16 protein-coding genes are annotated in these 22,440 nt (G+C 68.9%); 9 read left to right on the top strand and 7 right to left on the bottom strand.

Annotated elements, in window-relative coordinates; all coding sequences use genetic code 11:
* Positions 1-38: 38 nt before the first annotated feature.
* Positions 39-5,810, top strand: a complete 5,772-nt coding sequence (locus tag CUT39_RS17415) for an RHS repeat domain-containing protein (RefSeq protein WP_100448721.1) — start codon at positions 39-41, stop codon at positions 5,808-5,810.
* Between the two features lie 688 nt (positions 5,811-6,498).
* Here the strand turns inward: CUT39_RS17415 and glnII are convergent.
* Positions 6,499-7,512 carry a glutamine synthetase GlnII gene (glnII, locus tag CUT39_RS17410; protein ID WP_100448720.1) on the bottom strand — a complete coding sequence of 338 codons (1,014 nt, stop codon included), beginning with the start codon at positions 7,510-7,512 and terminating at the stop codon, positions 6,499-6,501.
* A 289-nt stretch (positions 7,513-7,801) separates the two neighbouring features.
* On the opposite strand from glnII, the gene CUT39_RS17405 reads away from it, so the two are divergent.
* The 4 genes from CUT39_RS17405 to CUT39_RS17390 all read left to right on the top strand — a co-directional run bounded on the left by CUT39_RS17405 (position 7,802) and on the right by CUT39_RS17390 (position 10,448).
* Complete coding sequence (locus CUT39_RS17405; protein WP_100448719.1) at positions 7,802-8,812, top strand: hypothetical protein; 1,011 nt, start codon at positions 7,802-7,804, stop codon at positions 8,810-8,812.
* 214 nt (positions 8,813-9,026) lie between these two features.
* Entirely contained in the window at positions 9,027-9,398 is a 372-nt protein-coding gene (locus CUT39_RS17400) for a hypothetical protein (RefSeq protein ID WP_100448718.1), read from the top strand.
* A 72-nt stretch (positions 9,399-9,470) separates the two neighbouring features.
* Positions 9,471-9,881: a hypothetical protein gene (locus tag CUT39_RS17395; RefSeq protein WP_100448717.1), complete on the top strand. Its 411-nt coding sequence runs from the start codon at positions 9,471-9,473 to the stop codon at positions 9,879-9,881.
* Between the two features lie 60 nt (positions 9,882-9,941).
* Positions 9,942-10,448, top strand: a complete 507-nt coding sequence (locus CUT39_RS17390; protein WP_157930782.1) for a hypothetical protein — start codon at positions 9,942-9,944, stop codon at positions 10,446-10,448.
* A 69-nt stretch (positions 10,449-10,517) separates the two neighbouring features.
* Here the strand turns inward: CUT39_RS17390 and CUT39_RS17385 are convergent, their stop codons facing one another.
* On the bottom strand, positions 10,518-12,800 hold the full coding sequence (locus tag CUT39_RS17385) for a glycosyl hydrolase family 95 catalytic domain-containing protein (protein WP_100448715.1): 2,283 nt from the start codon (positions 12,798-12,800) through the stop codon (positions 10,518-10,520).
* 235 nt (positions 12,801-13,035) lie between these two features.
* Here CUT39_RS17385 and CUT39_RS17380 point away from each other — a divergent pair, with 235 nt between their 5' ends.
* Both CUT39_RS17380 and CUT39_RS17375 read left to right on the top strand, forming a co-directional pair.
* Positions 13,036-13,782 carry an LPXTG cell wall anchor domain-containing protein gene (locus tag CUT39_RS17380; RefSeq protein ID WP_100448714.1) on the top strand — a complete coding sequence of 249 codons (747 nt, stop codon included), beginning with the start codon at positions 13,036-13,038 and terminating at the stop codon, positions 13,780-13,782.
* Between the two features lie 343 nt (positions 13,783-14,125).
* A complete protein-coding gene (locus CUT39_RS17375; protein ID WP_100448713.1) occupies positions 14,126-15,493 on the top strand; it encodes an NCS2 family permease in 1,368 nt (455 codons plus the stop codon).
* Between the two features lie 57 nt (positions 15,494-15,550).
* On the opposite strand, the gene CUT39_RS17370 is transcribed toward CUT39_RS17375, so the two are convergent.
* Together CUT39_RS17370 and CUT39_RS17365 are read right to left on the bottom strand one after the other, a co-directional pair.
* Positions 15,551-16,732 carry an ABC transporter permease gene (locus CUT39_RS17370; RefSeq protein ID WP_100448712.1) on the bottom strand — a complete coding sequence of 394 codons (1,182 nt, stop codon included), beginning with the start codon at positions 16,730-16,732 and terminating at the stop codon, positions 15,551-15,553.
* The gene (locus CUT39_RS17365) at positions 16,729-17,598 is read right to left on the bottom strand and encodes an ABC transporter ATP-binding protein (RefSeq protein ID WP_100448711.1); all 870 of its coding nucleotides are present in this window, start codon (positions 17,596-17,598) and stop codon (positions 16,729-16,731) included. The genes CUT39_RS17370 and CUT39_RS17365 overlap by 4 nt, the downstream gene beginning before the upstream one ends.
* Before the next feature lie 307 nt (positions 17,599-17,905).
* On the opposite strand from CUT39_RS17365, the gene CUT39_RS17360 reads away from it, so the two are divergent.
* Positions 17,906-18,715 carry a class I SAM-dependent methyltransferase gene (locus CUT39_RS17360; protein WP_100448951.1) on the top strand — a complete coding sequence of 270 codons (810 nt, stop codon included), beginning with the start codon at positions 17,906-17,908 and terminating at the stop codon, positions 18,713-18,715.
* A gap of 5 nt (positions 18,716-18,720) precedes the next feature.
* Here the strand turns inward: CUT39_RS17360 and CUT39_RS17355 are convergent, their stop codons facing one another.
* The gene (locus CUT39_RS17355) at positions 18,721-19,092 is read right to left on the bottom strand and encodes a DoxX family protein (protein WP_100448710.1); all 372 of its coding nucleotides are present in this window, start codon (positions 19,090-19,092) and stop codon (positions 18,721-18,723) included.
* 270 nt (positions 19,093-19,362) lie between these two features.
* Here CUT39_RS17355 and CUT39_RS21340 point away from each other — a divergent pair, with 270 nt between their 5' ends.
* Positions 19,363-20,286, top strand: coding sequence for a glycoside hydrolase family 19 protein (locus CUT39_RS21340; RefSeq protein ID WP_100448709.1), 924 nt, complete (start codon positions 19,363-19,365; stop codon positions 20,284-20,286).
* Positions 20,287-20,388: 102 nt separating this feature from the next.
* Here CUT39_RS21340 and mmuM read toward each other — a convergent pair whose 3' ends face one another.
* Together mmuM and CUT39_RS17340 are read right to left on the bottom strand one after the other, a co-directional pair.
* Positions 20,389-21,285 (bottom strand): homocysteine S-methyltransferase, encoded by an 897-nt coding sequence (gene mmuM, locus CUT39_RS17345; RefSeq protein ID WP_100448708.1) that lies wholly within the window; start codon positions 21,283-21,285, stop codon positions 20,389-20,391.
* Positions 21,286-21,304: 19 nt separating this feature from the next.
* Positions 21,305-22,426: a magnesium and cobalt transport protein CorA gene (locus tag CUT39_RS17340; protein WP_100448707.1), complete on the bottom strand. Its 1,122-nt coding sequence runs from the start codon at positions 22,424-22,426 to the stop codon at positions 21,305-21,307.
* Between the last annotated feature and the right edge of the window lie 14 nt (positions 22,427-22,440).

Below are 22,440 nucleotides of genomic sequence, written 5' to 3'. Positions count from 1 at the left end.
CGTCGCCCCGGCGGCGGCGAGGAGTCGCCGCCGCGCGGATGTTCACCGCCTCGGCGATGGCCGCCGCGGCCGCGTTGTTCGCCTACCAGACCCCGGCAGAGGCGCAGTCGGGCGCGACCGAGCCGGATCCGGGGACCCCGGTGTCGACCGATCCGGTGGTCGGCGAACCGGTTGACCTGATCGAGCAGGGGCTGGCGACCGAGTCGGGGAAGATCGAGGTGCCCTCGGCCGGCGGTTCGGGCGGCTCGGACGCGACCGGGGATTGGTCGGCGACCGATCTGTCGCACGCGGGTTCATGGTCGCAAGGGGGCTCGACCGGCGGCTTCAACTACACCTACGGGTTCCAGTTGCCGCCGGGGGAGGGGCCGGTCCCGCAGGTGGGGCTCTCGTACTCGTCGCAGGCGGTGGACGGCCACACGGTCTCGTCGAACAACCAGTCCGGCCTGATCGGGGACGGCTGGTCGTATACGCCGGGCTATGTCGAGCGGACCTACGCCTCCTGTGCGGCAGAGGACGGCGGCAACACCCCGGACGCGACGGCCGACCGCTGCTGGGACGGCGAGTCACCTTCGGTGACGCTGGTGCTTGACGGGGTGAACGCCCCGCTGGTGCTCGACGACGACACCGGCGAGTGGACCGCGGCCTCCGATCCGAACTGGAAGGTCGAGCAGCTCGGTTCGCCCGCCGACGGCTCGTCGGCCTCGACCGAGCGGTGGCGGATCACCGCCGCCGACGGGACCGTGTACACCTTCGCCGACCGGGCCGGGTCGACCGACTCGCGGTTGCAAGTGCCGGTGTTCGGCAATCATTCCGGGGAGCCGTGCCACACGGCCGATGACTTCGCCGCTTCGGAGTGCTCGCAGGCGTATCGGTGGATGCTCGATTCGGTCACCGACGTGCACGGCAACCGGACCGAGTTCGACTGGTCGGCCGAGACCGGCCACTACGGGGCGGCGGCCGATGAGGAGAACCGGTCGGCGTTCGATCGTTCGGTGCGGCTGGACCGCATCGACTACGGACTGCGCACCGACGACGCGTCGGTGCAGGCCGGACAGGTTGACTTCTCCTACACCGACCGGTGCGAGGCGGACTGCTACGACGCCGATGGGGACCCGCAGGCCGACAATTGGCCCGAGACGCCGTGGGACCAGGACTGCGATGCATCTCCCTGCACCGACAGTTTGTCTCCGGCGTTCTTCTCCTCGAAGCGTCTTGCCTCGGTGGCCACCTACGTGCCCGACGGCTCCGGCGGGTTCTCGAAGGTCGACTCCTGGGAGCTGGTCCAGGAATTCCTCGACTACGGCGACGGCGAGGACACGGTCCTGTGGCTCAAATCGGTGCAGCACACCGGCCATGTCGGCGGGACCGAGTCGACCCCGCCGGTGACGTTCACCGGCATCGCCTTCCCCAACCGGGTCGAGCATTCGGAGGGTACGCCGTCGATGTGGCGGACCCGCCTGACCGCGATCGTCTCCGAGACCGGGTCGGTGACCGGCGTCTGGTACTCGGCACCCGACTGCGCCTGGGACGACCTGCCCGGCCCGCTCGAGAACGACCGGCGCTGCTACCCCGTCCTGTCCGAGGACGGGGAGAGCGAGGAGTGGTTCCACAAGTACGTGGTCACCCAGGTCGCCGAGTTCGACACCACCGCCGGGCAAGTGCCGGTGCGCACCTACTACGACTACTCGATCTCCGGCGGCGGGACCGAGCGCCTGTGGGCCTGGAACGACGCCGAGCACACCGCCGATGCGAACCGCACGTTCAACCAGTGGCGCGGCTACGCCCAGGTGACCACCAGGACCGGCACCCCGAACTCCGGCACTCAGTTGAAGGAGCGGACCCGCTACTACCGCGGTATGGACGGCCAGCCGGCCAATGCCGACGGGTCCGGAAGCATCGACGTGGTCGTCGCCGACGACGAGGGCGACACCGCAACCGACCACGAGGCCTTGCCCGGCGCGGTGTTCGAGGCCGCCTCCTACGACGGGGCGCATCTGATCTCCTCGATTGTGTCGCGGTACTGGACGAGTCTGGCCGCCGAGCGGTCCCACGACGGCGGCAGCCTGAAGGCGTGGCACGTCGGCGAGTCCCGTAGCGACGGGAGGAAACTGCTCGACGAGGCCACCGGCACTTGGCAACGCACCCGTCGGCTCACCGAATTCGACGACCGCGGTCGTGAGATCGAGGTCTCGGACCTGGGCGACCTGTCGGTGGACGACGACGAGCGGTGCACTCGGACCTGGTACGCCGACAATCCCGCCGAGAACCTGTACCGGTTCCCGCGCCGCAGTCAGACGGTCGCGACCGCATGCGACCAGACCGCATCGCTGCCGACCGACCTGGTGGACGAGTCCCGCTACTTCTACGACGGCAGCACCGACGACACCGCGGCCCCCACCCGTGGCCTGGCGACCAGGACCGAGGTGGTCGACCGTTACGAGAACGGTTCCCCGGTGTGGGTGGCGAAGGTCAAAGCGACCTATGACGCCCTCGGCCGGGTGCTGTCGGCCTCCGACGCACTGGACCGGACCACCACGACCGCCTATACGCCGGCGGCCGGTGGGCCGGTCGAGTCGGTGACCACTGAGAACCCGCTGGGCCACACCGCCACCGTGCACGCCGACCGGCACCGCGGGCAGCCGGTCAAGACCGTGGACGCCAACGGCGGGGTAACCGAGATCGCCTACGACCCGCTCGGCCGCACCACCGCGGCGTGGGGGCCGGGCTGGGACCGAACCGAGCATCCGGAGGTGCCGACCGCCGCCTACGAGTACAAGGTCTCGAACACCGAGCCGTCGGCGGTGACGACCTATGCGGTCACCCCGAGCGGCACTCAGCGGCTCGACAATGTGGCCTTGTACGACTCGCTGCTGCGCGAGGCCCAGAAGCAGGTCCCGACCCCGGTCGGCGGGCGCCTGGTGACCGGCGTCGAGTACGACAGCCGCGGGCTGCGGCTGTGGGAGTCGGGGCCGAACTGGGAGGCCGAGACCGGCCCGGGCACGGATCTGGTCGCGGTCTCCCAAGGCGAGGACCAGGCGCGCACCTTCTACTCCTACGACGGCGCCGGCCGGGTGGTGCTGGAGGAGTTCATGTCCCACCAGGAGATCCTCCACGCGACCGAGACCGTGTACGGCGGCTCCACCGAAGGCTGGATGGTCGCGACCAATCCGCCGGAGGGGGCGACGCCGACCGCGACGATCACCAACGCCCGGGGCGAAATGGTGGAGAAGCGCGATTACCACGGCGACACCGCCACCGGGGTCCACGATGCGACGGTCTACGACTACACCAAGCGCGGCAACCTGGAGACGGTGACCGATCCGGCCGGGAACGAATGGTCGTACTCCTACGATCTGCGGGGCCGCCAGGTCAGCGCGACCGACCCCGACACCGGCACCACCACCGCCGCCTACGACGAGGCCGGGCAACTGGTCCAAACGACCGACGCCCGCGGCCAGACGCTGACGACCGTCTACGACGACCTCGGACGCAAGACGGACCTGTACGCCGGTGACGAAGCGACCGGTGAATGGATCGGCGCCTGGCGCTACGACAACGCCAACAACGGCGTCGGCCTGCCGTACCTGTCGGTGTCCATCGTCGACGGGCAGAACATCATCACCCAGGTCCGCAACTACGACGATGCGGGCCGTCCGACCTCGGTCACGCAGTGGCTCCCCGAGCTGCCGGGATTCGAGGACCTGGCCGGGTCCTACAACGTCCAGCAGTTCTACCTGCCCGACGGGTCGGTGTCGAACACCAACCTGCCGCAGATCTCCGGCCTCGGCAAGGAAACGGTCGCCTACCACTACAACGACCTGGGGCAGGCCACGCGCGTCTTCGGCGACTTCTCGGACGGCACCGACACCACCGACTACGTGTCCGAGGCGTCCTACACCGCCTGGGGCGAGCTGGCTCAGCGCGTCCTCGGCGGGACGACCGGCGAACAGGTCCACCAGACCTGGACGTTCCAGGACGGCACCCGCCGAGTCGACGAGCACCGGTTGTCGCGCGACTCGGTCTCCAGCTCGATGGTTGCGCACCTTTCCTACGAGTACGACCAGGCCGGCAACATCCTGTCCATCGCCGACAGCGTCACCGACTCGCCCGGCGAGCCGGAGCGGCAGTGCTTCGTCTACGACTACCTGCAGCGGCTGACCGATGCCTGGGCACAGGCCGGAACCGGCGAATGCGCGGACGAGTCCGACCTCGACGCGTCCGACATCGGCGGGCCCGGCGCCTACTGGACCGAGTACGCCTACGACGTGACCGGCAACCGCACCACCGTCACCGAGCACGGCACCGACGGCACGGCCGAGACCGCCGCCTACGACTACACCGACACCGAGGCCCACCTGGTCGACACCGTCACCACCGGTACGGCGGTCGACGACTACGCCTGGGACGAGTCCGGCAACCTCACCGAAAGGACCGTCGACGGCCAGACCGAGACCCTGGAATGGGATCCGCGCGGCAAGCTGGCCTCGATCACCTCCGACGAGGGCACCACCGGAATGGTCTATGACGGCGAGGGCAACCGCATCGGACGCCTGGACCCGGACGGGACGCAGAACCTGTTCGTCGCCGGCCACGAGATCTCGGTCGACCCCCAGGGCGTCGTACACGCCACGCGGACCTACAGCCACAATGGGGAAATGATCGCCACCCGCTCGACCGACGAGGGCCTGACCTGGATCGGCACCACCCACCAGGGCACCGCCGCCTGGGCCGTCTCGGCGGCGACCATGGTGCTCACCTACCGGCGCCAAGATCCGTTCGGCAAAACCAGGGGCGAAACCGTCGACTGGACAGCCACCCAACAGGGCTTCCACACCGGCACCGAAGACCCCACCGGACTCGTGTCAATGGGCGCACGATTCTACGACCCCACCGTCGGCAGATTCATCTCCCGAGATCCCATCCAGAGATTCACTGACTCCCAGCAGATCAACGGGTACGCCTACACAGGTAACAATCCGATTATCAGAACCGATCCCACTGGACTCGACTGGTCGTGCATAGATGGCGACTGCTCTTATCACAACAATGACGGCAGTCTCAAGACCAAGGACGAATGCAAGAAGACCGGCTGCGGAACCGATCAATGTAGACGGAACTCATGCTCTTCTTCCAAAGATACCAACGGCGGTTGTAATGGCCCATACACCTCATGGGAATGTGGACCACAACCTCCTAGCTGCAATGGGCCATACACGCAGGCTGAATGCGGTGCTGGTGAGGGGAATCCAAATCCTCCTGGAGTTCCGACTGGTGACGAGATATTGTCTCAGGATTTCGAAGATGAGTTGCTCTCCGCAGTCTCGCTGCTATGGGAGGATATGCGGGAATTGGATATACCGGATGTTCTAGTTAATTTGGCGACGCAAGTAATTGAGGACAGCCTGCCTAAATTGTGGGAGGCATATGGGGCGGGAAGTATCGGGCTCTGTAGCACGTGGACCTTGCAGGTGGCATTGTCGGTTTCATATGACCGGTGCAAGATCTTTACCCGTGAGGATGGATGGGTCACGACAGAACGTTGGTCTGGGGGCCTGGGTCCATCTGCGGGAGCTGAAAAGGTCGGTGCCATAATGATTTCAAGTTCCAGTTCTGAGAGCGAACTTGTAGGGAATGACTACTTTGCCGAGGTCAGTCTTGGTCAAGGACTAGTCGGAGGTCTTGAGTCATCGGTTTCCTTTGGAGGGGAGTGGACTCTGACCGGCTATTTCGGAGTTGGAGCCACGGGGTGTCCCGTTGGAAGTTCTTGCCGGATTTCAGCCGGAGTGGGGGAGACCAATGCGATAGACTAATAGGAGGACTGATCAGTCATCAATAATTCTGTGAGGTATCTGTGAATGAATCATCTTCCCTAATTGTCAGACGATTCCGAAGGGGTCCAGGGTATCGCTTGTTGCTATGGGGTCTGAGGTGGTTGGTCGCATCGCCCGTTCTGGCTGTACTCTTTTGGGCTCTACTCGAAGCCCTAGCGACTGGTGGAGCGTTCAGTCTAGGGCCTACCTGGCTCGAAGTGATGATTCCAGTAGGGCTTAATCTTCTGCTTGGGTGTGGTTGGTTCGTCTTGGGACTGCTAGACCTGAAGAGATTCTTGAACAGTCATAATGTTGACGTCTCGCCACTGGCGATGACAAGGACTGCCGTTTCAATGGCTTGGAAGGACCTACTCAACCTTGAGCTACCCTATCGAGATTGAATCTACGCAAGCATATTCTTGAACAGTTGTCGTCATAGCTGAGATCCTTTAGAGGGCAACAAGGAAGCCTCTGGTGCAACAAGAATCTTTAAACAGGTTATCGCCCAAGGGGCTTACGCCTTGCTGCATCACACAATCACAGCCTTCGAATCGCATTCTGAGATCTCCGCGGGTCTGATTCGTGTCTACCGTAAGACCATCGGCCAGTATGTTGACGCAATTCGGAGGGGTGGGGCGCCGTTGCGGCGCTCCGCCCCTCCGATTCGTGTGGCTCATTTGGTGGTGGTTTAGACCAGGCCCTTCTTTTCGAGGGCGGTGCAGACGGTGTCGACCATGAGGCGGGTGACGATGTAGGGGTCCATGTTGGCGTTGGGGCGGCGGTCTTCGAGGTAGCCCTTCTTGTCCTTCTCGACCTGCCAGGGGATGCGGATGGAGGCGCCGCGGTCGGAGACGCCGTAGGAGAACTGGGTGTAGTGGGCGGTTTCGTGCTGGCCGGTGAGGCGTTCGTCGATGCCGTGGCCGTAGCCGGCGATGTGCTCGTCGGTTTTGGTGCCGAGGGCTTCGCAGGCGGCGAGGATGGGTTCGTAGCCCTCGCGCATGGCTTTGGTGGAGAAGTTGGTGTGGCAGCCGGCGCCGTTCCAGTCGCCCTTGGCGGGTTTGGGGTAGATGGTGGCCGAGACGCCGAACTCTTCAGCGGTGCGGTAGAGCAGCCAGCGGGCCAGCCACAGCGAGTCCGACACGTCCAGGGCCGAGGCGGGGCCGACCTGGAACTCCCATTGGCCGGGCATGACCTCGGCGTTGATGCCCGAGATCGGCAGTCCGGCGGCCAGGCAGTTGTCGAGGTGCTTCTCCACGATCTCCCGGCCGAAGATCTCGTCGGCGCCGACGCCGCAGTAGTAGCCGCCCTGCGGGGCCGGGTAACCGCCCTCGGGGAAGCCGAGCGGGCGGGAACCGACCATGAAGGTGTACTCCTGCTCGATGCCGAACCAGGAGTCCTGCGAGGCGAACTTCTCGGCGACCTCCGCCGTCGCGGCGCGGGTGTTCGAGGGATGCGGGGTGAGGTCGGTGTCCAGGACCTCGGAGAGGACCAGGAGGTTCTCGCCGCCCCGGATCGGATCGGGCACCGTCTTGACAGGACGGAGCACGCAGTCGGAGGAGTTGCCCTCGGCCTGGTTCGTGCTCGAGCCGTCGAAGCCCCAGAGCGGCGGCTCCGCGCCTTCGGCGAGGATCTTGGTCTTGGAACGCAGCTTGGCGGTCGGCTCGGTGCCGTCGAGCCAGATGTACTCGGCCTTGATTGCCATCAGGTAGGAGCCCTTCTCGTGGTGGCGCCGGTGGGGGCACGTCGGCGCTCGCGCGGCGATCGGTCTGTCAGGACACGCTCGCAAGAAGCAATTACCCGTTCGTTGATCACGTGTAAAAGCTCTGTAAACCGGCCACCAGTGGGGCTCGGGGTGTTAAGTGAGTGCTCTTCTACCAAATTTGCACCAGAAAATCTCCTTCGCCCCGTATCCGGGCTTCAGGTCGTTTCGTTCTTCTGGGTGCGAGCGCACGAAGTGCTCGCGCTCAGGTTCAGGACGTCGGAGGAGACCCATGGCGAGCATCGAGCGAAGCGGCGGCAACACCCGCCGGCTCGGCGTGCCTCGGCTCCTCCTCGGCGCCGTGTTCGCAGTGTTCGGCTTCCTGTTGTTGGGGGCCTTCGGCACGGCGACCGCTTGGGCATCGGACGAAACCGCCGAGGCACAGGGCCTTGCCGCGGTGACCGACTCGCTCACCGCAGAGGTGCTCGATCCGTCGCGTCTGGCCGCGCGACTGGTCCCGCAAGACCAGCAGGGACATGAAGCATCCGCGGACGAGGGATCGGCGCCGGGGCTGGTGTCGGGCCTGACCGAGACGGCGGGTTCGCTGGTGGAAGAGCCGGTCGAGTCCGTGTCGGACGTGCTGCGGAGCGAAGCGTCGTCCGGCGATGCGAATGGCAAGTCCAGCGAGGACAGTGCCGATGGAGTGGTGACACCGCTGTTGGGAACCCTGGTCGACGATGCGTCCGCGGTGGCGCACGACCCGGCCGACGCGGTGTCCGGGGTCTACGAGACCGTCGCGCCCGTGACCGATGAGGTCGACGTGGTGGCGCGACTGGTGACCGATGGCCTCGCGACGACGAGCGATGCGACGCCGCCCGGGGGCGTCCTCGCCGACGGCCGAGGACAGGCGAGCTTCACCGCCCTCCAACCGGACACGGTCCCCGTCGAGGTGGCGGCGGCACTCGCGAGAGTGCACAACGACCGGTCGGCCGCCGACCTCGAGCGCTCCGCCGCCGAAACCGGCGCGGCGGAGGCGGACCCGATCGCACCCGACCGGATGCGGTCGCCGATCGCCGACGCCGAGCAGCCCGAGCCCGCAGACGGGCTCGCACTGCAGCACCTGAGCGTCATCCCCGGTGGAGCCGCTGGCTCAACCGCCGGTATCAGTGTGGACGGTGGCAAATCCGCCGTCGACGTCTCCCCCTGCACCGCCGACGAGCAGGTGTCGCTCGACTGCGCGGTGATCGGGGAATTGGGGCGGCCCGTGGACCGCGCCGCCGAGCTGTCCGTCGCCCCTGATTAGCGCCCCCGCGCGTCGGCGCGGGTTGTCTCAGCGCATTTGCCGCAGTGCGCCCGATCCCACCGGTTGCAACGCCCGAGGTCCGTCCCTCGGCGCTGTCCGGCGCGCCGACGCGCGGCCCGGCCCACACCGGCCGCCTTCTCGAGAAGACCGGCCGAATCCAAAGGAAGCCGCCCGAGCCATCGGGCGCACAACCAAGAAGGAAACGAAAAGCATCATGCGCAAGGTTCTTACCGTCGCAGCCGCTGCCGCCGGCGTCGCCGCCATCGGCGCCGCCGCCCCCGCCACGGCGACCGGCAACAACTCGGGCGTGGCCGCCGGGGACGTCTCGCTGATCAACCTGGACGCCTCCGACGCCCTGCACTGGCAGATCTGCGGCCAGAACTTGCTGGCCCAGTCGTTCGGCCAGGTCTGCGACAACCGCGACCACATCGGTGAGGGCCCGCAGTCGGGCGTCACCGCCGGGGACGTGTCCCTGGCGAACGTGGACGCCTCCAGCGCCGCCCACTGGCAGATCTGCGGCCAGAACGTCGCCGTCTCGCCGTCGCTCGACCAGCAGTGCCTCAACCAGGACCACGTGTCCGAATAGACCCGACAGCGGGACCCGGGGGCGAGCTCACACGGACCCGCCCCTGCACTTCGAGAAAGGAACTTCAACACCATGCGCAAGACCACCGCCTTCGCCGCGTTCGCCGCGGCAGGCATGGCCGCCGCCGGAGCCGCCGCGCCCGCGATGGCGCAGAACTCCGGCGTGTCCGCCGGGGACACGTCCCTGGTCAACCTGGACGCTTCGAGCCTGGCCCACTGGCAGATCTGCGGTCAGAACGTACTGGCCCAGTCGTTCGGCCAGGTCTGCGACAACCGCGACCACATCGGTGAGGGCCCGCAGTCCGGCGTGACCGCCGGGGACGTCTCGGCGATCAACGCCGACGCCTCGAGCGCGCTGCACTGGCAGATCTGCGGCCAGAACATCGCCGTCTCGCCGTCGCTCGACCAGCAGTGCCTTAACCAGGACCACGTCAGCGAGGGCGGCGACCACAAGGCGAAGGGCGCCGACCAGGGCGACTGGTAGGAGCCGTCGGGCCCCGGCCCGCATCGTGAAGACGCTCGTAGGCGGACATCGAAGGAAGCTATGCGTTACAGGACCATTGTGGCGGCTTCGGCCGTCGCCGCCGCCGCGGCGGCGATCCCGAGCGGCGCGGCATGGCCGACCACACCGGACTGGCTGACTCTGGCCTCGGTTCAGACCGGTGAGCGGTCGCTGGTGCCGTTCGTGTGCGGAGAGCAGTCCGCCGGAACGGCACTCGATTCCGCCTGTCAGAGCACCTTCGGTACCGATGCGGCCGGGGCCGCCGAGGCGGTCGGCCGGCGGTTGCCCGAGGCGCCCGAGCCCGCCGGCCACGCCTCCCTGTCGGCGGCCGACGTCGACCTCCGCGACTTCGCCAAATGGGAAGTCTGCGGGGTCGCCGTGGCGTCCGAGACCGGGGAGGTCGAATGCGACGACTCGAACACCGGTGAGGACGAACCGGTCCGACCGGACCGCGGGGTCCCGCTGGTGAACATCGACGCCACCGGGGCGCTCGACTGGAGCGTCTGCGGGATAACAGTGCTGGGGAACGTCATCGGCTCGGACTGCTGACGCGGACCTTCACCTTCATACCGTTCATACCCAACGGCCGGGGCCCGCACAGGGCTCCGGCCGCCCCGTTCACCGCCCGTTCTCGAGCCTCCACGATTCCCCGGCCGCGAGCGCATGCTTCCGGTCGCCCCCGGCGCCGGGCATCTCCAGATGGAACCCGGTGTCGATGGTCGCCCTCAGCGTGCATTCGACGACCTTGCCGCCGCGCCAGGCCAGGCGCTCCACGATCACGCCCCCGCGGGCCCGGAGCCCTTCGACCTCACCCTCGGACCAGGCGCCCGGCAGCGCGGGAAGGAGCTCGACGACCGGCACCTCATCCCGGGTGCGGTGCGACTGCACCAGCATCTCGGCGATCGCGGCGGTGGTGCCGAAGTTCCCGTCGATCTGGAACGGCGGGTGCGCGCACAGCAGCGAGTCGTAGACCCCTCCGTCGGCGTACTCGGTCTCCGACCGGCGGAATCCGACCGGAGTGAGGAACTCGCCGAGCAGTTTGTGGGCCCGGTCGCCGTCGCGCAGCCGCGCCCACAGCGCGGTCTTCCACGCCAGCGACCAGCCGGTGCCCGCGTCCCCGCGCACCTCGAGGCTCCGCCGCGCGGCCTCCATCAACTCCGGCGAGGCGGTGAACGACGATCCCGGGAAGACCCCGTAGAGGTGCGAGAGGTGCCGGTGGTGGACCTCGGCCTCCTCGCGTTCGCCGGCCCACTCCAGGATCCGGCCGTCCGACCCGATCCCCGGCCCGGCCAAGCGCGGCAGCGCCTCCCTGACGGCGGTGACCACCGCCAGGTGCTCCCCGTGGACGGTCTCGGCGACGATGTCGGCGGCCTCCAGCACGAACTCGAACAGTTCCCGCACGAGCGCGGCGTCCATCGCCGTCGTCTCGTCGACCGCCGCCTCGCCCTCGGGCGTCGTGAACCGGTTCTCCGGGCTGGTGGCGGGATTGGTGACCAGCTTGCCGTCCCGGTTCGCGCTCAACCGGTCGAGCGCGAACCGCGCCGCCCCCAGCACGGTCGGCAGCCGATCGGCCAGGAATTCCTCGTCGCGGGTGAACCTCCAGTGCTCGGCCAGGTGCATGCTCAGCCACAGACCCGCCATCGGCCAGTTCTGCCAGGCGGGGTTCCCGTCGCACGGGGTGGTCAGCCGCCAGAGGTCGGTGTTGTGGTGGCAGCACCACCCGCCGGCGCCGTACAGCTTCCGGGCGGTCTCGGTCCCGCTGCGCGACAGGTCGTCGACGAGGTCGAACAGCGGCCCGTGGAGATCGGGCATCGCGCAGGTCTCGGCCGGCCAGTAGTTCATCTCGACGTTGATGTTGGTGGTGTAGTCGCAGTGCCAGGGCGGGTCGACCCGGTCGTTCCAGATCCCCTGGAGATTCGCCGCCTGGGTGCCGGGGCGCGAGGAGGCGGCCAGCAGGTAGCGGCCGAACTGGAACGCCAGCACCGGCAGTTGTTCGTCGGACTCCCGGGCCGCCCGGCGGCGCAGCCGCTCGTCGACCGGCGCCTCCGGGCGCTCGCCGCCGATCTCGAGCCGGACCCGGTCCATGACCTCCCGGTGCTCGGCCACGTGACGTTCGGCCAGGGTCTTCCAGCCGTTGGCCGCGGCGTGCCGCGACTCCCGCTTGACCTGCGGCAGCAGCTCGTTGGGGTCGGCACCGCTGCGCATCGCCAGGAATACCACGGCTTCGCGGCAGTCGGTGAATTGGAAGCCGCCGTCGCGCGGGGCCAGGTCGCCGTCGCACCGCAGTTGCGCGTTCAGGCAGATGCCGCGCACGCCGTCGATGCCGGAGTAATCGATCTCGCCGGGCTCGGTCTTGGGCGGAACGTTCTTGGGGGCGTAACCGGTGAAGGTCAGCTCGTCGAAGTCGGCCAGCGTCGAGCCGTGCCGGTGAGGCCATTCGAAGTCCAGCGAGAGCTCGAACGGCTCCTCGGCGATCCAGCGCACCGCCAGCACCCCAAAATGGGCCGAGACGAGCGCCTCCTGCCGGACGCGGCCCCGCTCCACGGTCGCCAGCCCGTCGCGCAGGTCCAGCTCGCGCCGCTCGGACTCGGCGTCGTCGGAGTGCGCCGAACGCAGCGTCCCGGCCAGCTGGTAGGCCTGCGTGCCGTCGCCCTGCAGGCCGCTGAGGAGCCGGTCAGCGGCGTGGTGCTCGCCGCGCCGGATCGCTTCGGCCGCCTCGTCGACGACTCCCTCGACGCCCTCGGGCACCTGCCAGAGGCCGTCTCCGGACCAGAACCCGTCCTCGTTGAGGGTGATGAGGCCCGCGCCGATCATCGCCCCGATGCGGCCGTTGCCGATCGGCAGCCCCTCGTGCCAGGCCTCGGGCGCGCGGTCGTAGGTCAATTTCAAGTCCTCCGCCATGGGGACAGGATCCCACTACGAGGCCGCCTCTCCGGATCCGGGAGCGCGGCCCGGCCGCCGCCGGGAGCCCGCCGACTCCGGGGACGAAGCGGGGCGAATCCACGCAAGTGGCCTCCTGCCTGGGAAGACATCAAATTGCGATGCAACCTTGCGGACCGCTCGCGCGTTCAGCTATTGCCCAGTTCGAATCCGGCACATTCGATCCCTATATTCATCTCATCACGGAGAGTAATAAGTGGAACTCAAGCAACCTCTGAACAGGCTCGGGGCGCTGGCCGCGGCAGGAGCGGTCGGCGTGGCGGGCGCCCTGGCCTTTGCGGCTCCGGGCCAGGCCAACGACCACACCGACCCCGCGGAGCTGAAGTCCGCGCACCAGGATACGTACGTCGACTCCGACGAGTTTCCGCAGATCTGCGGCGAGAGCGAGCACATCCCGGACGAGAAGCCCGATGACTACGACGGCTGGGTCTTCCTGCTGCCCAACAGCCAAGGCGAGACTTTCGAGTCGGTGATCGCCACGTTCGAGGAGCCGGGCGGGGACACCAGCGAGCTTGAGGCCACCGTCGTCTCTCCGGGCGAGAGCGGCCAAGAGAAGCACGCCTACGTCGGCACGCCCGAAGGATGGAAGCTGAAGACCGCCAAAGCCGAGATCACCGGTGCCAAGAAGGATGAGCCGGTCTTCAATGTCACCCACGCCTGCCCGGCCGACGGTGTGCCCGACGACGACCAGAGCACGCCCCCCGGTGATGACGGCTCCACCCCTCCGGGTGACGACCAGTCCACGCCTCCCGGGGGCGACGAGACGACCCCCGGCGAGGAGACGACCAGCCCCGGTGAGGCTTCGACCTCCCCGGCCGGCGACGAGCTGCCGACCACCGGCGCCCCGCTGACCGTCGCGCTGGTTTCGGCCGCCGCGCTGGCCGCCACCGGTGCCGCGCTGTTCTTCGTGATGCGCCGCCGCCGGGCCACCGAGAGCTGGTAGCGGTCGAGCACGCCCCTGAGTGCGTTATTAAAACGTTATGCAACCTCGTGAAGCGCTCCCGCGTTTAGCAGTTGTCTCAGGGGTCGGATCCTCGGAACTACCGCCCGCTGCTTGACGGTGCGGTCCTTGTCGCGCCCCCGGATTCCTGCCACCGGGGGTGCGGCCTTCACCGCCCCGGAACCTTCCCCCTTGGTTCCGGGGCGTTTTTCTGTGCGCGGCTCCACTCGCCATGCCGCCTCGGGCACGGTAGATTACCGACAGGTTCAGAGCCGAATCCGATTGCTCCGCGTCCCCAGGGGAACCATTGCCCGGCCCCGACGCGCCCGTCACAGGAGATGCCCGAATGGCCAACGCCTTGAAACTGCCTCCCGCCGTGAAGCGACCGCTCGACCGCTACTTCCGCTTGTCGGAGAACAAGACCGGCGTCGCCCGTGAACTGCTCGCCGGCACCACGACCTTCCTCGCGATGGCCTACATCCTGGCCGTCAACCCCGGCATCCTCAGCTTCGGGATCGCCGACGCCCTCGGCGCCGGCAACGCCCCCGACCCCGGAGCGATCTTCACCGCCACCGCCCTGGCCGCGGCTCTCGGCTGCCTCGTCATGGGCCTGTGGGCCCGGTACCCGATCGCACTCGCCCCGGGCATGGGACTGAACGCCTTCTTCGCCTTCAGCGTCGTCGTCGGCATGGGCATCCCCTGGCAGACCGCCCTGACCGGCACGCTCGCCTCCGGCGTCATCTTCTTCGTCCTGGCCGTCACCGGCATCCGCGAGACGATCATCAACGCCATCCCCACGCAGATGAAGCTCGCCACCGGCGCCGGCATCGGCCTGTTCATCGCCTTCATCGGCCTCCAGGGCGGTGGCCTGGTCGCCTCCCACCCCGACACCCTGGTCACCCTCGGCGACTTCACCGCCGCGCCCGCGCTGCTCACCCTGTTCGGCCTGGCCGCCACCGCCGTCTTCCTGGTCCTGGGCTGGAAGGGCGGGGTCCTCTACGGGATGCTCGCCACCCTGGTGCTCGGCGTGGTCACCGGGCACATTCCGCTCGAGATCGCGGACTCCTCCTCGCCCAACCTGGACGCCTTCGGCGCGGCTTTCACCGGCATCGACGACGCCTTCACCACGCAGATGATCATCGTCGTCCTCACGATGCTGTTCGTGGACTTCTTCGACACCGCCGGCACGCTGTTCGCGGTCGCCGGGCAGGCCGGGATGCTCAAGGACGGCAAGCTTCCCCGCGCCGGGCGCGCCCTGGCGGCCGACTCGGTCGCCACCATGGGCGGCGCCGTCCTCGGCACCTCCACCACGACCTCCTACATCGAGTCGTCCGCGGGCGTCTCGGTCGGCGGCCGCACCGGACTGACCTCGGTCACCACCGCGCTCTGGTTCCTGGTCTCACTGGTCGCCTTCCCGCTGTTCACACTCGTGGCCAACTACGGCGAGGTGACCGCCCCGGCGCTCATCGTCGTCGGCGTCCTCATGGCCAGGCAGCTCGGCGGGATCGAATGGGGCAGGCTCGAGTACGCCCTCCCGGCGTTCATCACCATCGCGGCGATGCCGCTGACCTACTCGATCGCCAACGGGATCGCGCTCGGCCTGCTGTTCTTCCCCATCACCATGATCGCCAGAGGACGCTGGCGGGAGGTCCACCCGATCGGCTACGGCCTCATGGTGATCTTCATCGGATACTTCTTCCTCCTGGTCGAATAGCCCTCGGACGCGCGACGGCCCGGCTCCGCACCGGAGCCGGGCCGTCAGGCGCTCCGTTCAGGCGGCGCGCCGCAGCACCTCGCGCAGCTTCAGCCGCGAACCGGTGTGCAGGACGCTGCGCTTGTAGAGCAGGGCGCCGAGCAGGAGCGCGCCGACCGCCGACAGTGCCAGCAGCCCGATCGACAGCGCCACCTCCCAGGCCGGGACGGCGGTGATCGACATCCTGGTCGGCATCGCGATCGCCGAGAACGGCGGCACCAGCGACAGCACCCGCCCCAGCACGCTGTCGGGGGCGTTCAGCAGGAAGATCGACCCGACGTAGGCGATGGTCAGGGCGGTGGTGATCGGCGCGAGCACCGAGCCGGCCTCCTCCTGGCGCGAGACCAGGGAACCGACGCCGCCGGCGAGCGTGCCGTAGAGCGCGAACGCCAGGATCCACCAGCCCATCGTCGACAGCGCCGCGGCGGCGGTGCCCTCCGGCAGGTCGGGCAGCAGTCCGGTCGCCGCCGACACCCCGAGGCCGACGGCGATGATCGCGACGAGGTTCACCAGCGCCACCACGCCGAGTCCGATCACCTTCCCGCCGAGGAGCTGCCACGGCTTGAGGCTGGTCAGCAGGATCTCCACGATCCGGCTGGACTTCTCCTCGACCACGCCCATCGCGATGTACTGCACCGGCATCATCAGCATGAAGAACATGACGATCGAGATGATCAGGCCGGTGAAGTAGTCGAGGGGGCCGCTCACCCCGCCCTCGGACAGCGAGACCGTCTCCAGCGGTTCGGTCGCCAGGGCCTGCTCGATCTCGGACGGCTCGAGACCGGCCGCCTCCAGGCCCGACTGGACGCTCGCGGCCCGCCAGGCCGAATCCAGGACGGTACGCAGTTCGGTGTCCACGCGGTTCTCGGTGTAGAGGGCGCCTTCGGCGACGGCGGCCTCGACCTCGCCGTCCTCGACGGCCCGCTCGGCCTCGCCGACCGAGCCGTAGACGGTAACCTCGTAGTCCTCGTTGGGCGCCAACTGCCGCTCGATCGCCGCGGCCTCCTCGCCGGCGAGACCGATCCGGGTGGTGTCCTCGCCCGAGAGCAGCGTCGGCAGCGCCGCCAGGACCCCGACGATGAGCACGGTGACCGCGAGGCTGACGAGGTTGGCGCGGGACAGCCCGCGCACGCGGATCTCGCGGGAGGCCACCAGCCAGAGCCCGCGCAGGTTGGACGTCTCGGAGTTCTGGGTGCTCATTGGGCGACCGCCTCTCGGAAGATCTCGGCGATGGTCGGCTGGTCGTAGGCGAAGTGGCTCACCGGGCCGGCGTCGGCCGCGATCCGCAGGACCTCCTGGTCGTCGCCGCCTTCGACCAGGTAGTCCTCGCCGTCGCGGGTGACCGTGCCGGGCAGGCGGCCGCTCAGGTCCTCGGCGGTCGCGACCCGCAGGCGCAGCCGCCGGGTCTCGCGGGCCTTGAGCTCCTCGACCGAGCCGGCCGCGATGATGCGGCCGGCGGAGATGATGGCCACCGAGTCGCACAGCCGCTCGATCAGTTCGAGCTGGTGGCTGGAGAAGATCACCGGGACGCCGCCGGCGGCCCGCTCCTTGAGTGCCGTGCCCATGACGTCGACCGCGATCGGGTCGAGCCCCGAGAACGGCTCGTCGAGAATGAGCAGTTCGGGCCGGTGCACCAGCGAGACCGCCAACTGCACCCGCTGCTGGTTGCCCAGCGACAGTTCCTGGACGTGGTCGCCGGCCCGGTCGGTGAGGTCGAGCTGCGCCAGCAGCTCCGCGGTGGCGCGCTTCGCCTCGGCGCGGCTCATCCCGTGCAGCTCCCCGAAGTACGCGACCTGCTCGCCGGTCTTCATCTTCGGGTAGAGTCCGCGCTCCTCGGGCATGTATCCGAAGCGGCGGCGCTGGCTGGCTCCCAACGGCGAACCGTTGTAGACGACCTCGCCGGCGTCGGCGGCGAGGACGCCCATGGCGATCCGCATGGCGGTGGTCTTGCCGGCGCCGTTGGCGCCGACGAAGCCGATCACCTCTCCGGGGCGGGCGGACAGGGACACCCCGTCGAGGGCCACGGTCTCGCCGAACCGCTTGCGAAGGTCTTTGATTTCGAGCATGCCTTCACCCTAAAGTGACCCGCCGGTACCAGCGTCCCCCGCGGGAACGATTCCCCGCCCGGCCGCCTCCTACCCGAGTACGACTCGAGTCTGCGGTGCTGCCAGGCGATACGTCACCGGGAGCAGAACGGTGCCGACACGGTCGGCGCGGCAGCCGACGGCCGCGGCCGTCCGGCGTCAATACCTATGCGGTACAAGCAGAGTGTCGGATTTCTGTCCACGTCGCCACATGTTGATCCCTACCATGTGACCGGGGACCGTTCACCGAACGTGACCTGATCGTCGGCGGATCTGGATGGAGGGCACCATGAAGGCACCCGACCGGTACACGCTCGACAACGACGCCGAACAGGCCCGGGCCCGCTTCGACGTCCTGGCGCGCCGCTACGACCCCCACACCCGCGACTGCCTCGAACGCGCCGGGCTGGCACCCGGCATGCGCTGCCTCGAAGTCGGAGGAGGCGGCGGCTCGGTGGCCGCCTGGACGGCGGAGCGGGTCGGCCCCACCGGCTCGGTGCTGGCCACCGACATCAACCCGCACCGCATGCAGAGCCTGCCCGACATCGACAACCTCACGGTCCTGCGCCACGACATCGTCCGCGACGAACTGCCGCGGGGCCACTTCGACCTCGTCCACGCCCGCCTGGTCCTGCTGCACGTGGCCGAGCGCCGCACGGCGCTGGCGAACATGGTCGCCGCCCTGCGGCCCGGCGGCCGACTGCTGGTGGAGGACTTCGACTGCTCGCGGATCCCGATCCGACGAGCCCCGAACGCCGACGCGATCTCCCTGTTCCGGGCCGTCCACGCCGCGCTCATGGACGTGATCGCCGATCACGGCGCCGACCCGGTGTGGGCCGAGCGGGCCGGGGCGGCCCTGGCCGAGGCCGGCCTGGTTGATCTGGACACCGACACCTTCTCCGAGCCGTGGCCCGGCGGCGAGGAGGGCATCACCCTGCACCGGGCCAACACCGCCCAGCTCGCCGAGGAGATCCAGGCGGCCGGGGTCGCCGAGGACGACCTCAAGCGGTTCTGGGACCTGCTGGACGACCCCGCCTTCGAGATCGGCTCCTACCCGCTGGTCTCGTGCTGGGGCCGCCTGCCCGGCGGCCCCGCCTGAAGCTCTCAGAACGGGTTCGGCCCGAGCCGTCCCCAGGCGACGATCGCGGCGAGGACCAGGATCACGATGTTCCCGGTGATCATCGGGGTCTCCTTGCGGCGGCCGTGCGCCATGGCCGCGAGGATCATCAGCACTACGATCCCCAGCGCCGCCAGCGGAGCGAGTACCGACGCGAGGCCGATCAGCGGCGGCAGGATCAGGCCCGCGGCCGCGGCGATCTCGGCGATGCCGATGAACTTGATCGTGCCGGGCGAATAGGTCTCGAACACCGGCATCGATCCGAGCAGTTTCTCCCTGGGCTGCGCCAGCTTCATCACGCCCGCCATGAGGAACATCGCGGCCAGGACGATCTGCAGGATCCAGAGGAACACGTTCATTGACCTTCTCCCCTTGTAGTGGTGCCTTGCGGGAGGCGGCCGCTCGGCTCCGGCGGCCGCGAACTCGGCCCCGTTGCGGGGTGCTTTCACCATTCTGCCCCGTTTCCCGGGAGCCGTCTGCGAACGCGTCCGTTCGGGCCGGGACCTGCCGGGTCCCGGACGGTGACCGCGTCCCCACCGACCGATTTCTCCGGATGGGGGCTTGTGCCGGTCTTGGTGAATAGTTAGATTTATCTATAAGGAAGGTTTATTTATGAATTGAGGTGCTACATGCTCCGACGACCACGTCAACGAGCGCTGGCCCTGGTGAGCGCACTGTTCACCACGGCTGCCCTTGCCATCGGCCTGCCCGCTGTCACCGCCGACGCCCAGGCGCCCTGCGCGGCTCCCTGGGACCCCGGCACCGTCTACACCGGCGGCGACGTCGCCTCGCACGACGGCCGGAACTGGACCGCCCAGTGGTGGACCGTGGGCGAAACACCCGGCACCACCGGCCAGTGGGGCGTCTGGCGGGACGCGGTCCCCTGCGGCGGCTCCGACGACCCGAGCGACCCCACCGATCCGGGAGACCCGTCGGGCTTCATCGTCGCCGAGTCACAGTTCGACCAGATGTTCCCGGGCCGGAACTCCTTCTACACCTACCAGGGCCTCGTCGAGGCCACCGCCTCCTACCCCGCGTTCACCAACACCGGCGGTGCCGCCGTCGAGAAACGCGAGGCCGCCGCATTCCTCGCCAACATCGGACACGAGACCGGCGGGCTCGTCCACATCGTCGAACAGAACACCGGCAACTACCCGCACTACTGCGACAGCGGACAGCCCTACGGCTGCCCCGCCGGCCAGGCCGCCTACTACGGTCGCGGTCCGATGCAATTGAGCTGGAACTTCAACTACAACGCCGCCGGCGACGCCCTCGGCCTGCCGCTCCTGACCGACCCGTGGCTGGTCGAGCAGGACGCGACCGTCGCCTGGCAGACGGCCCTGTGGTACTGGAACACCCAGAGCGGACCGGGCACCATGAGCGGCCACACCGCCATGACCACCGGCGCCGGATTCGGCGAGTCCATCCGCTCGATCAACGGCGCGCTCGAATGCGACGGCGGCAACCCCGCCCAGGTGCAGAACCGCATCGACAAGTACCGGCAGTTCACCCAGATCCTCGGCGTCGACCCCGGAGGCGGCCTCGGCTGCTAGACCGGCACCCCCCACCGGCCCGCCGGCGCCGACAGCCCGGCGGGCCGGCTTCTGCACCGGCGAGTCCGCGAGACCGCCCGACCGGACGGCCCGCCGGACACATCACATCCGGCCGACCGCCCGCGCCACCCGCGCGATGTCGTCCGGCCGCACCCGGCAGCAGCCGCCCACGACCGCCGCGCCCGCCTCGGCCCACGCCCGGGCTCCGGCGGCGTCGAAACGCCGCGGCCCCGTCCAGCCCCGGCGCTCGGCGTCCCAGCCCTCGCCGCTGTTCGGGTAGGCGATCACCGGTTTGCCGGTCGCCGCACGCGCCACCGCGACCGCCTCCGGCACCTCGGACGGCGCGCAGCAGTTGACGCCCACCGCCGCGACCGCCGGGACCTCCGCGGCGACCGCGAACGCCTCGGCCAGCGGCTGCCCGGCCCGAGTCCGGCCGCCTTCGACGGTGTAGCTGAGCCACGCGGGCACCCCCAGCCGGTCGACCTCGCCCAGCAGCGCCTCGGCCTCGTCGACGTCCGGGACCGTCTCCAGCGCCAGCACGTCCGCGCCCGCCTCGGCCAGTACCTCCAGGCGCGGCCGGTGCCAGGCGGCCAGCTCCCGCACGCTCAGCCCGTACCGGCCCCGGTACTCCGATCCGTCGGCCAGGGACGCCCCGTACGGGCCGACCGAGGCCGCCACCCAGCGCTCCCGGCCGTCGTCCGGCGCCGCCTCGCGGGCCCGGCGCGCCAGCTCGACGCTTCGCCGCAGCAGCCGCACCGCCTCCTCCCGGCCCACGCCGCGGGCGGCGAACCCCTCGAACGACGCCTGGTAGCTCGCGGTCGTCGCGATCCGGGCCCCGGCCCGGAAGAACGCCAGGTGCGCCGCCTCGATCGCCTCCGGCGCGTCGGCCAGCAGCCGCGCCGACCACAGCGCGTCGCTCAGGTCGTGGCCGCGCTCGGCCAACTCGGTGGCCAGGCCGCCGTCGGCGACCACGACGCCCTCTGCTTCGCCGAACCCCACGAGGGACACTGTAGGCGCGTCAGAGCCAGCGCCGCCATTTGAAGACCGCGTACAGCGTGATCGACACCGCCGCCATGAGCACCAGGGAGAACGGGTAGCCCCACGCCCAGTGCAGCTCGGGCATGTCGTCGAAGTTCATGCCGTAGACGGTCCCGACCAGGGTCGGGGCGAACACGATCGCCGCCCAGGACGAGATCTTCTTGACCTCCTCGTTCTGGACCAGGCTGGACTCGGTCAGGCGCTGCATCTCGGCGTTCTGGCGCTGGGAGACCACGGCGGCGTTGACCGTCAGCATGTTGTTCAGCAGCTCCCGGAACGCCTCGATCCGCTCGATCGCGCGCACCGCGTGGTCCTCGACGTCGCGCAGCAGCCGCTGCATCTCCAGATCCACCCGGTACTTCTCGAAGCCCGAGCGCAGCGAGGCGAACAGGTCGATCAGCGGCTCGACGGCCCGGTGGAACTCGATGACTTCGCGGCCGAGCTGGTAGATCCGCCGCGAGACCTCCACGTCCTCCTCGAAGACCTGGATCTCGATCTCGTCGATGTCGTTGGAGACCCCGCGCAGGACCGGCGTGTAGTCGTCGACGATCCGGTCCATGATCGCGTACAGCACCGCCTCCGGCCCCAGGCTCAGCAGCTCCGGGGCCGATTCGAGGCGGCGGCGGACCGCGCGCAGGTCGGGGGCCTCGGAGTGGCGGATGGTGACCACGAAGTCCGGGCCGACGAACACGTGGAGCTCGCCGATGTCGACGACCTCCTGGGTGTCGACGTAGCGGGCCGGGCGCAGGACCACGAACAGGGTTTCGCCGTAGCGTTCGAGTTTGGGTCGCTGGTGCGCCTCCAGCGCGTCCTCCACGGCCAGCTCGTGCAGGCCGAACTCGGCCGCGATCGAGTCGATGACCTGCCGTTCGGGTCGGTAGAGCCCGATCCAGCCCATGCCGCGGCCCTCCCGCACCATTTCGTAGGTGCGTTCGAGCGAGCCCGGCTCGATCCGCCTGCCGTCGGCGTAGACGGCGGAGTCGATGAGCGGTCCGCCCGACGGATCGGTCCGGGGCGGTTCGCTCTCGGTCTCGGGCCGCCGTCGGCGCGGGGCCTCGCTCGGTGCGCGACGCCGGCCGGTGAGCCAGTCGAATCGGGCCATCGGTGTCGCCTCCC

Origin of the sequence: Glycomyces xiaoerkulensis, from assembly GCF_002798405.1 — a bacterium.
Lineage (GTDB): Bacteria > Actinomycetota > Actinomycetes > Mycobacteriales > Micromonosporaceae > Glycomyces > Glycomyces xiaoerkulensis.
Note: the sequence above shows the minus strand (reverse complement) of the source record. Positions and strands in the feature narration are given on the sequence as shown.

Bases quoted from the DNA above. Each gene is read 5' to 3' on its own strand.
- CUT39_RS17405 (WP_100448719.1), top strand. From the start codon at position 7,802: ATGGCGAGCATCGAGCGAAGCGGCGGCAACACCCGCCGGCTCGGCGTG.
- CUT39_RS17360 (WP_100448951.1), top strand. From the start codon at position 17,906: ATGAAGGCACCCGACCGGTACACGCTCGACAACGACGCCGAACAGGCC.
- CUT39_RS17355 (WP_100448710.1), bottom strand. From the start codon at position 19,092: ATGAACGTGTTCCTCTGGATCCTGCAGATCGTCCTGGCCGCGATGTTC.
- CUT39_RS17385 (WP_100448715.1), bottom strand. From the start codon at position 12,800: ATGGCGGAGGACTTGAAATTGACCTACGACCGCGCGCCCGAGGCCTGG.
- CUT39_RS17375 (WP_100448713.1), top strand. From the start codon at position 14,126: ATGGCCAACGCCTTGAAACTGCCTCCCGCCGTGAAGCGACCGCTCGAC.
- glnII (WP_100448720.1), bottom strand. From the start codon at position 7,512: ATGGCAATCAAGGCCGAGTACATCTGGCTCGACGGCACCGAGCCGACC.
- CUT39_RS17340 (WP_100448707.1), bottom strand. From the start codon at position 22,426: ATGGCCCGATTCGACTGGCTCACCGGCCGGCGTCGCGCACCGAGCGAG.
- CUT39_RS17415 (WP_100448721.1), top strand. From the start codon at position 39: ATGTTCACCGCCTCGGCGATGGCCGCCGCGGCCGCGTTGTTCGCCTAC.
- CUT39_RS17400 (WP_100448718.1), top strand. From the start codon at position 9,027: ATGCGCAAGGTTCTTACCGTCGCAGCCGCTGCCGCCGGCGTCGCCGCC.
- CUT39_RS17395 (WP_100448717.1), top strand. From the start codon at position 9,471: ATGCGCAAGACCACCGCCTTCGCCGCGTTCGCCGCGGCAGGCATGGCC.
- CUT39_RS17365 (WP_100448711.1), bottom strand. From the start codon at position 17,598: ATGCTCGAAATCAAAGACCTTCGCAAGCGGTTCGGCGAGACCGTGGCC.
- CUT39_RS17370 (WP_100448712.1), bottom strand. From the start codon at position 16,732: ATGAGCACCCAGAACTCCGAGACGTCCAACCTGCGCGGGCTCTGGCTG.
- CUT39_RS17390 (WP_157930782.1), top strand. From the start codon at position 9,942: ATGCGTTACAGGACCATTGTGGCGGCTTCGGCCGTCGCCGCCGCCGCG.
- CUT39_RS21340 (WP_100448709.1), top strand. From the start codon at position 19,363: ATGCTCCGACGACCACGTCAACGAGCGCTGGCCCTGGTGAGCGCACTG.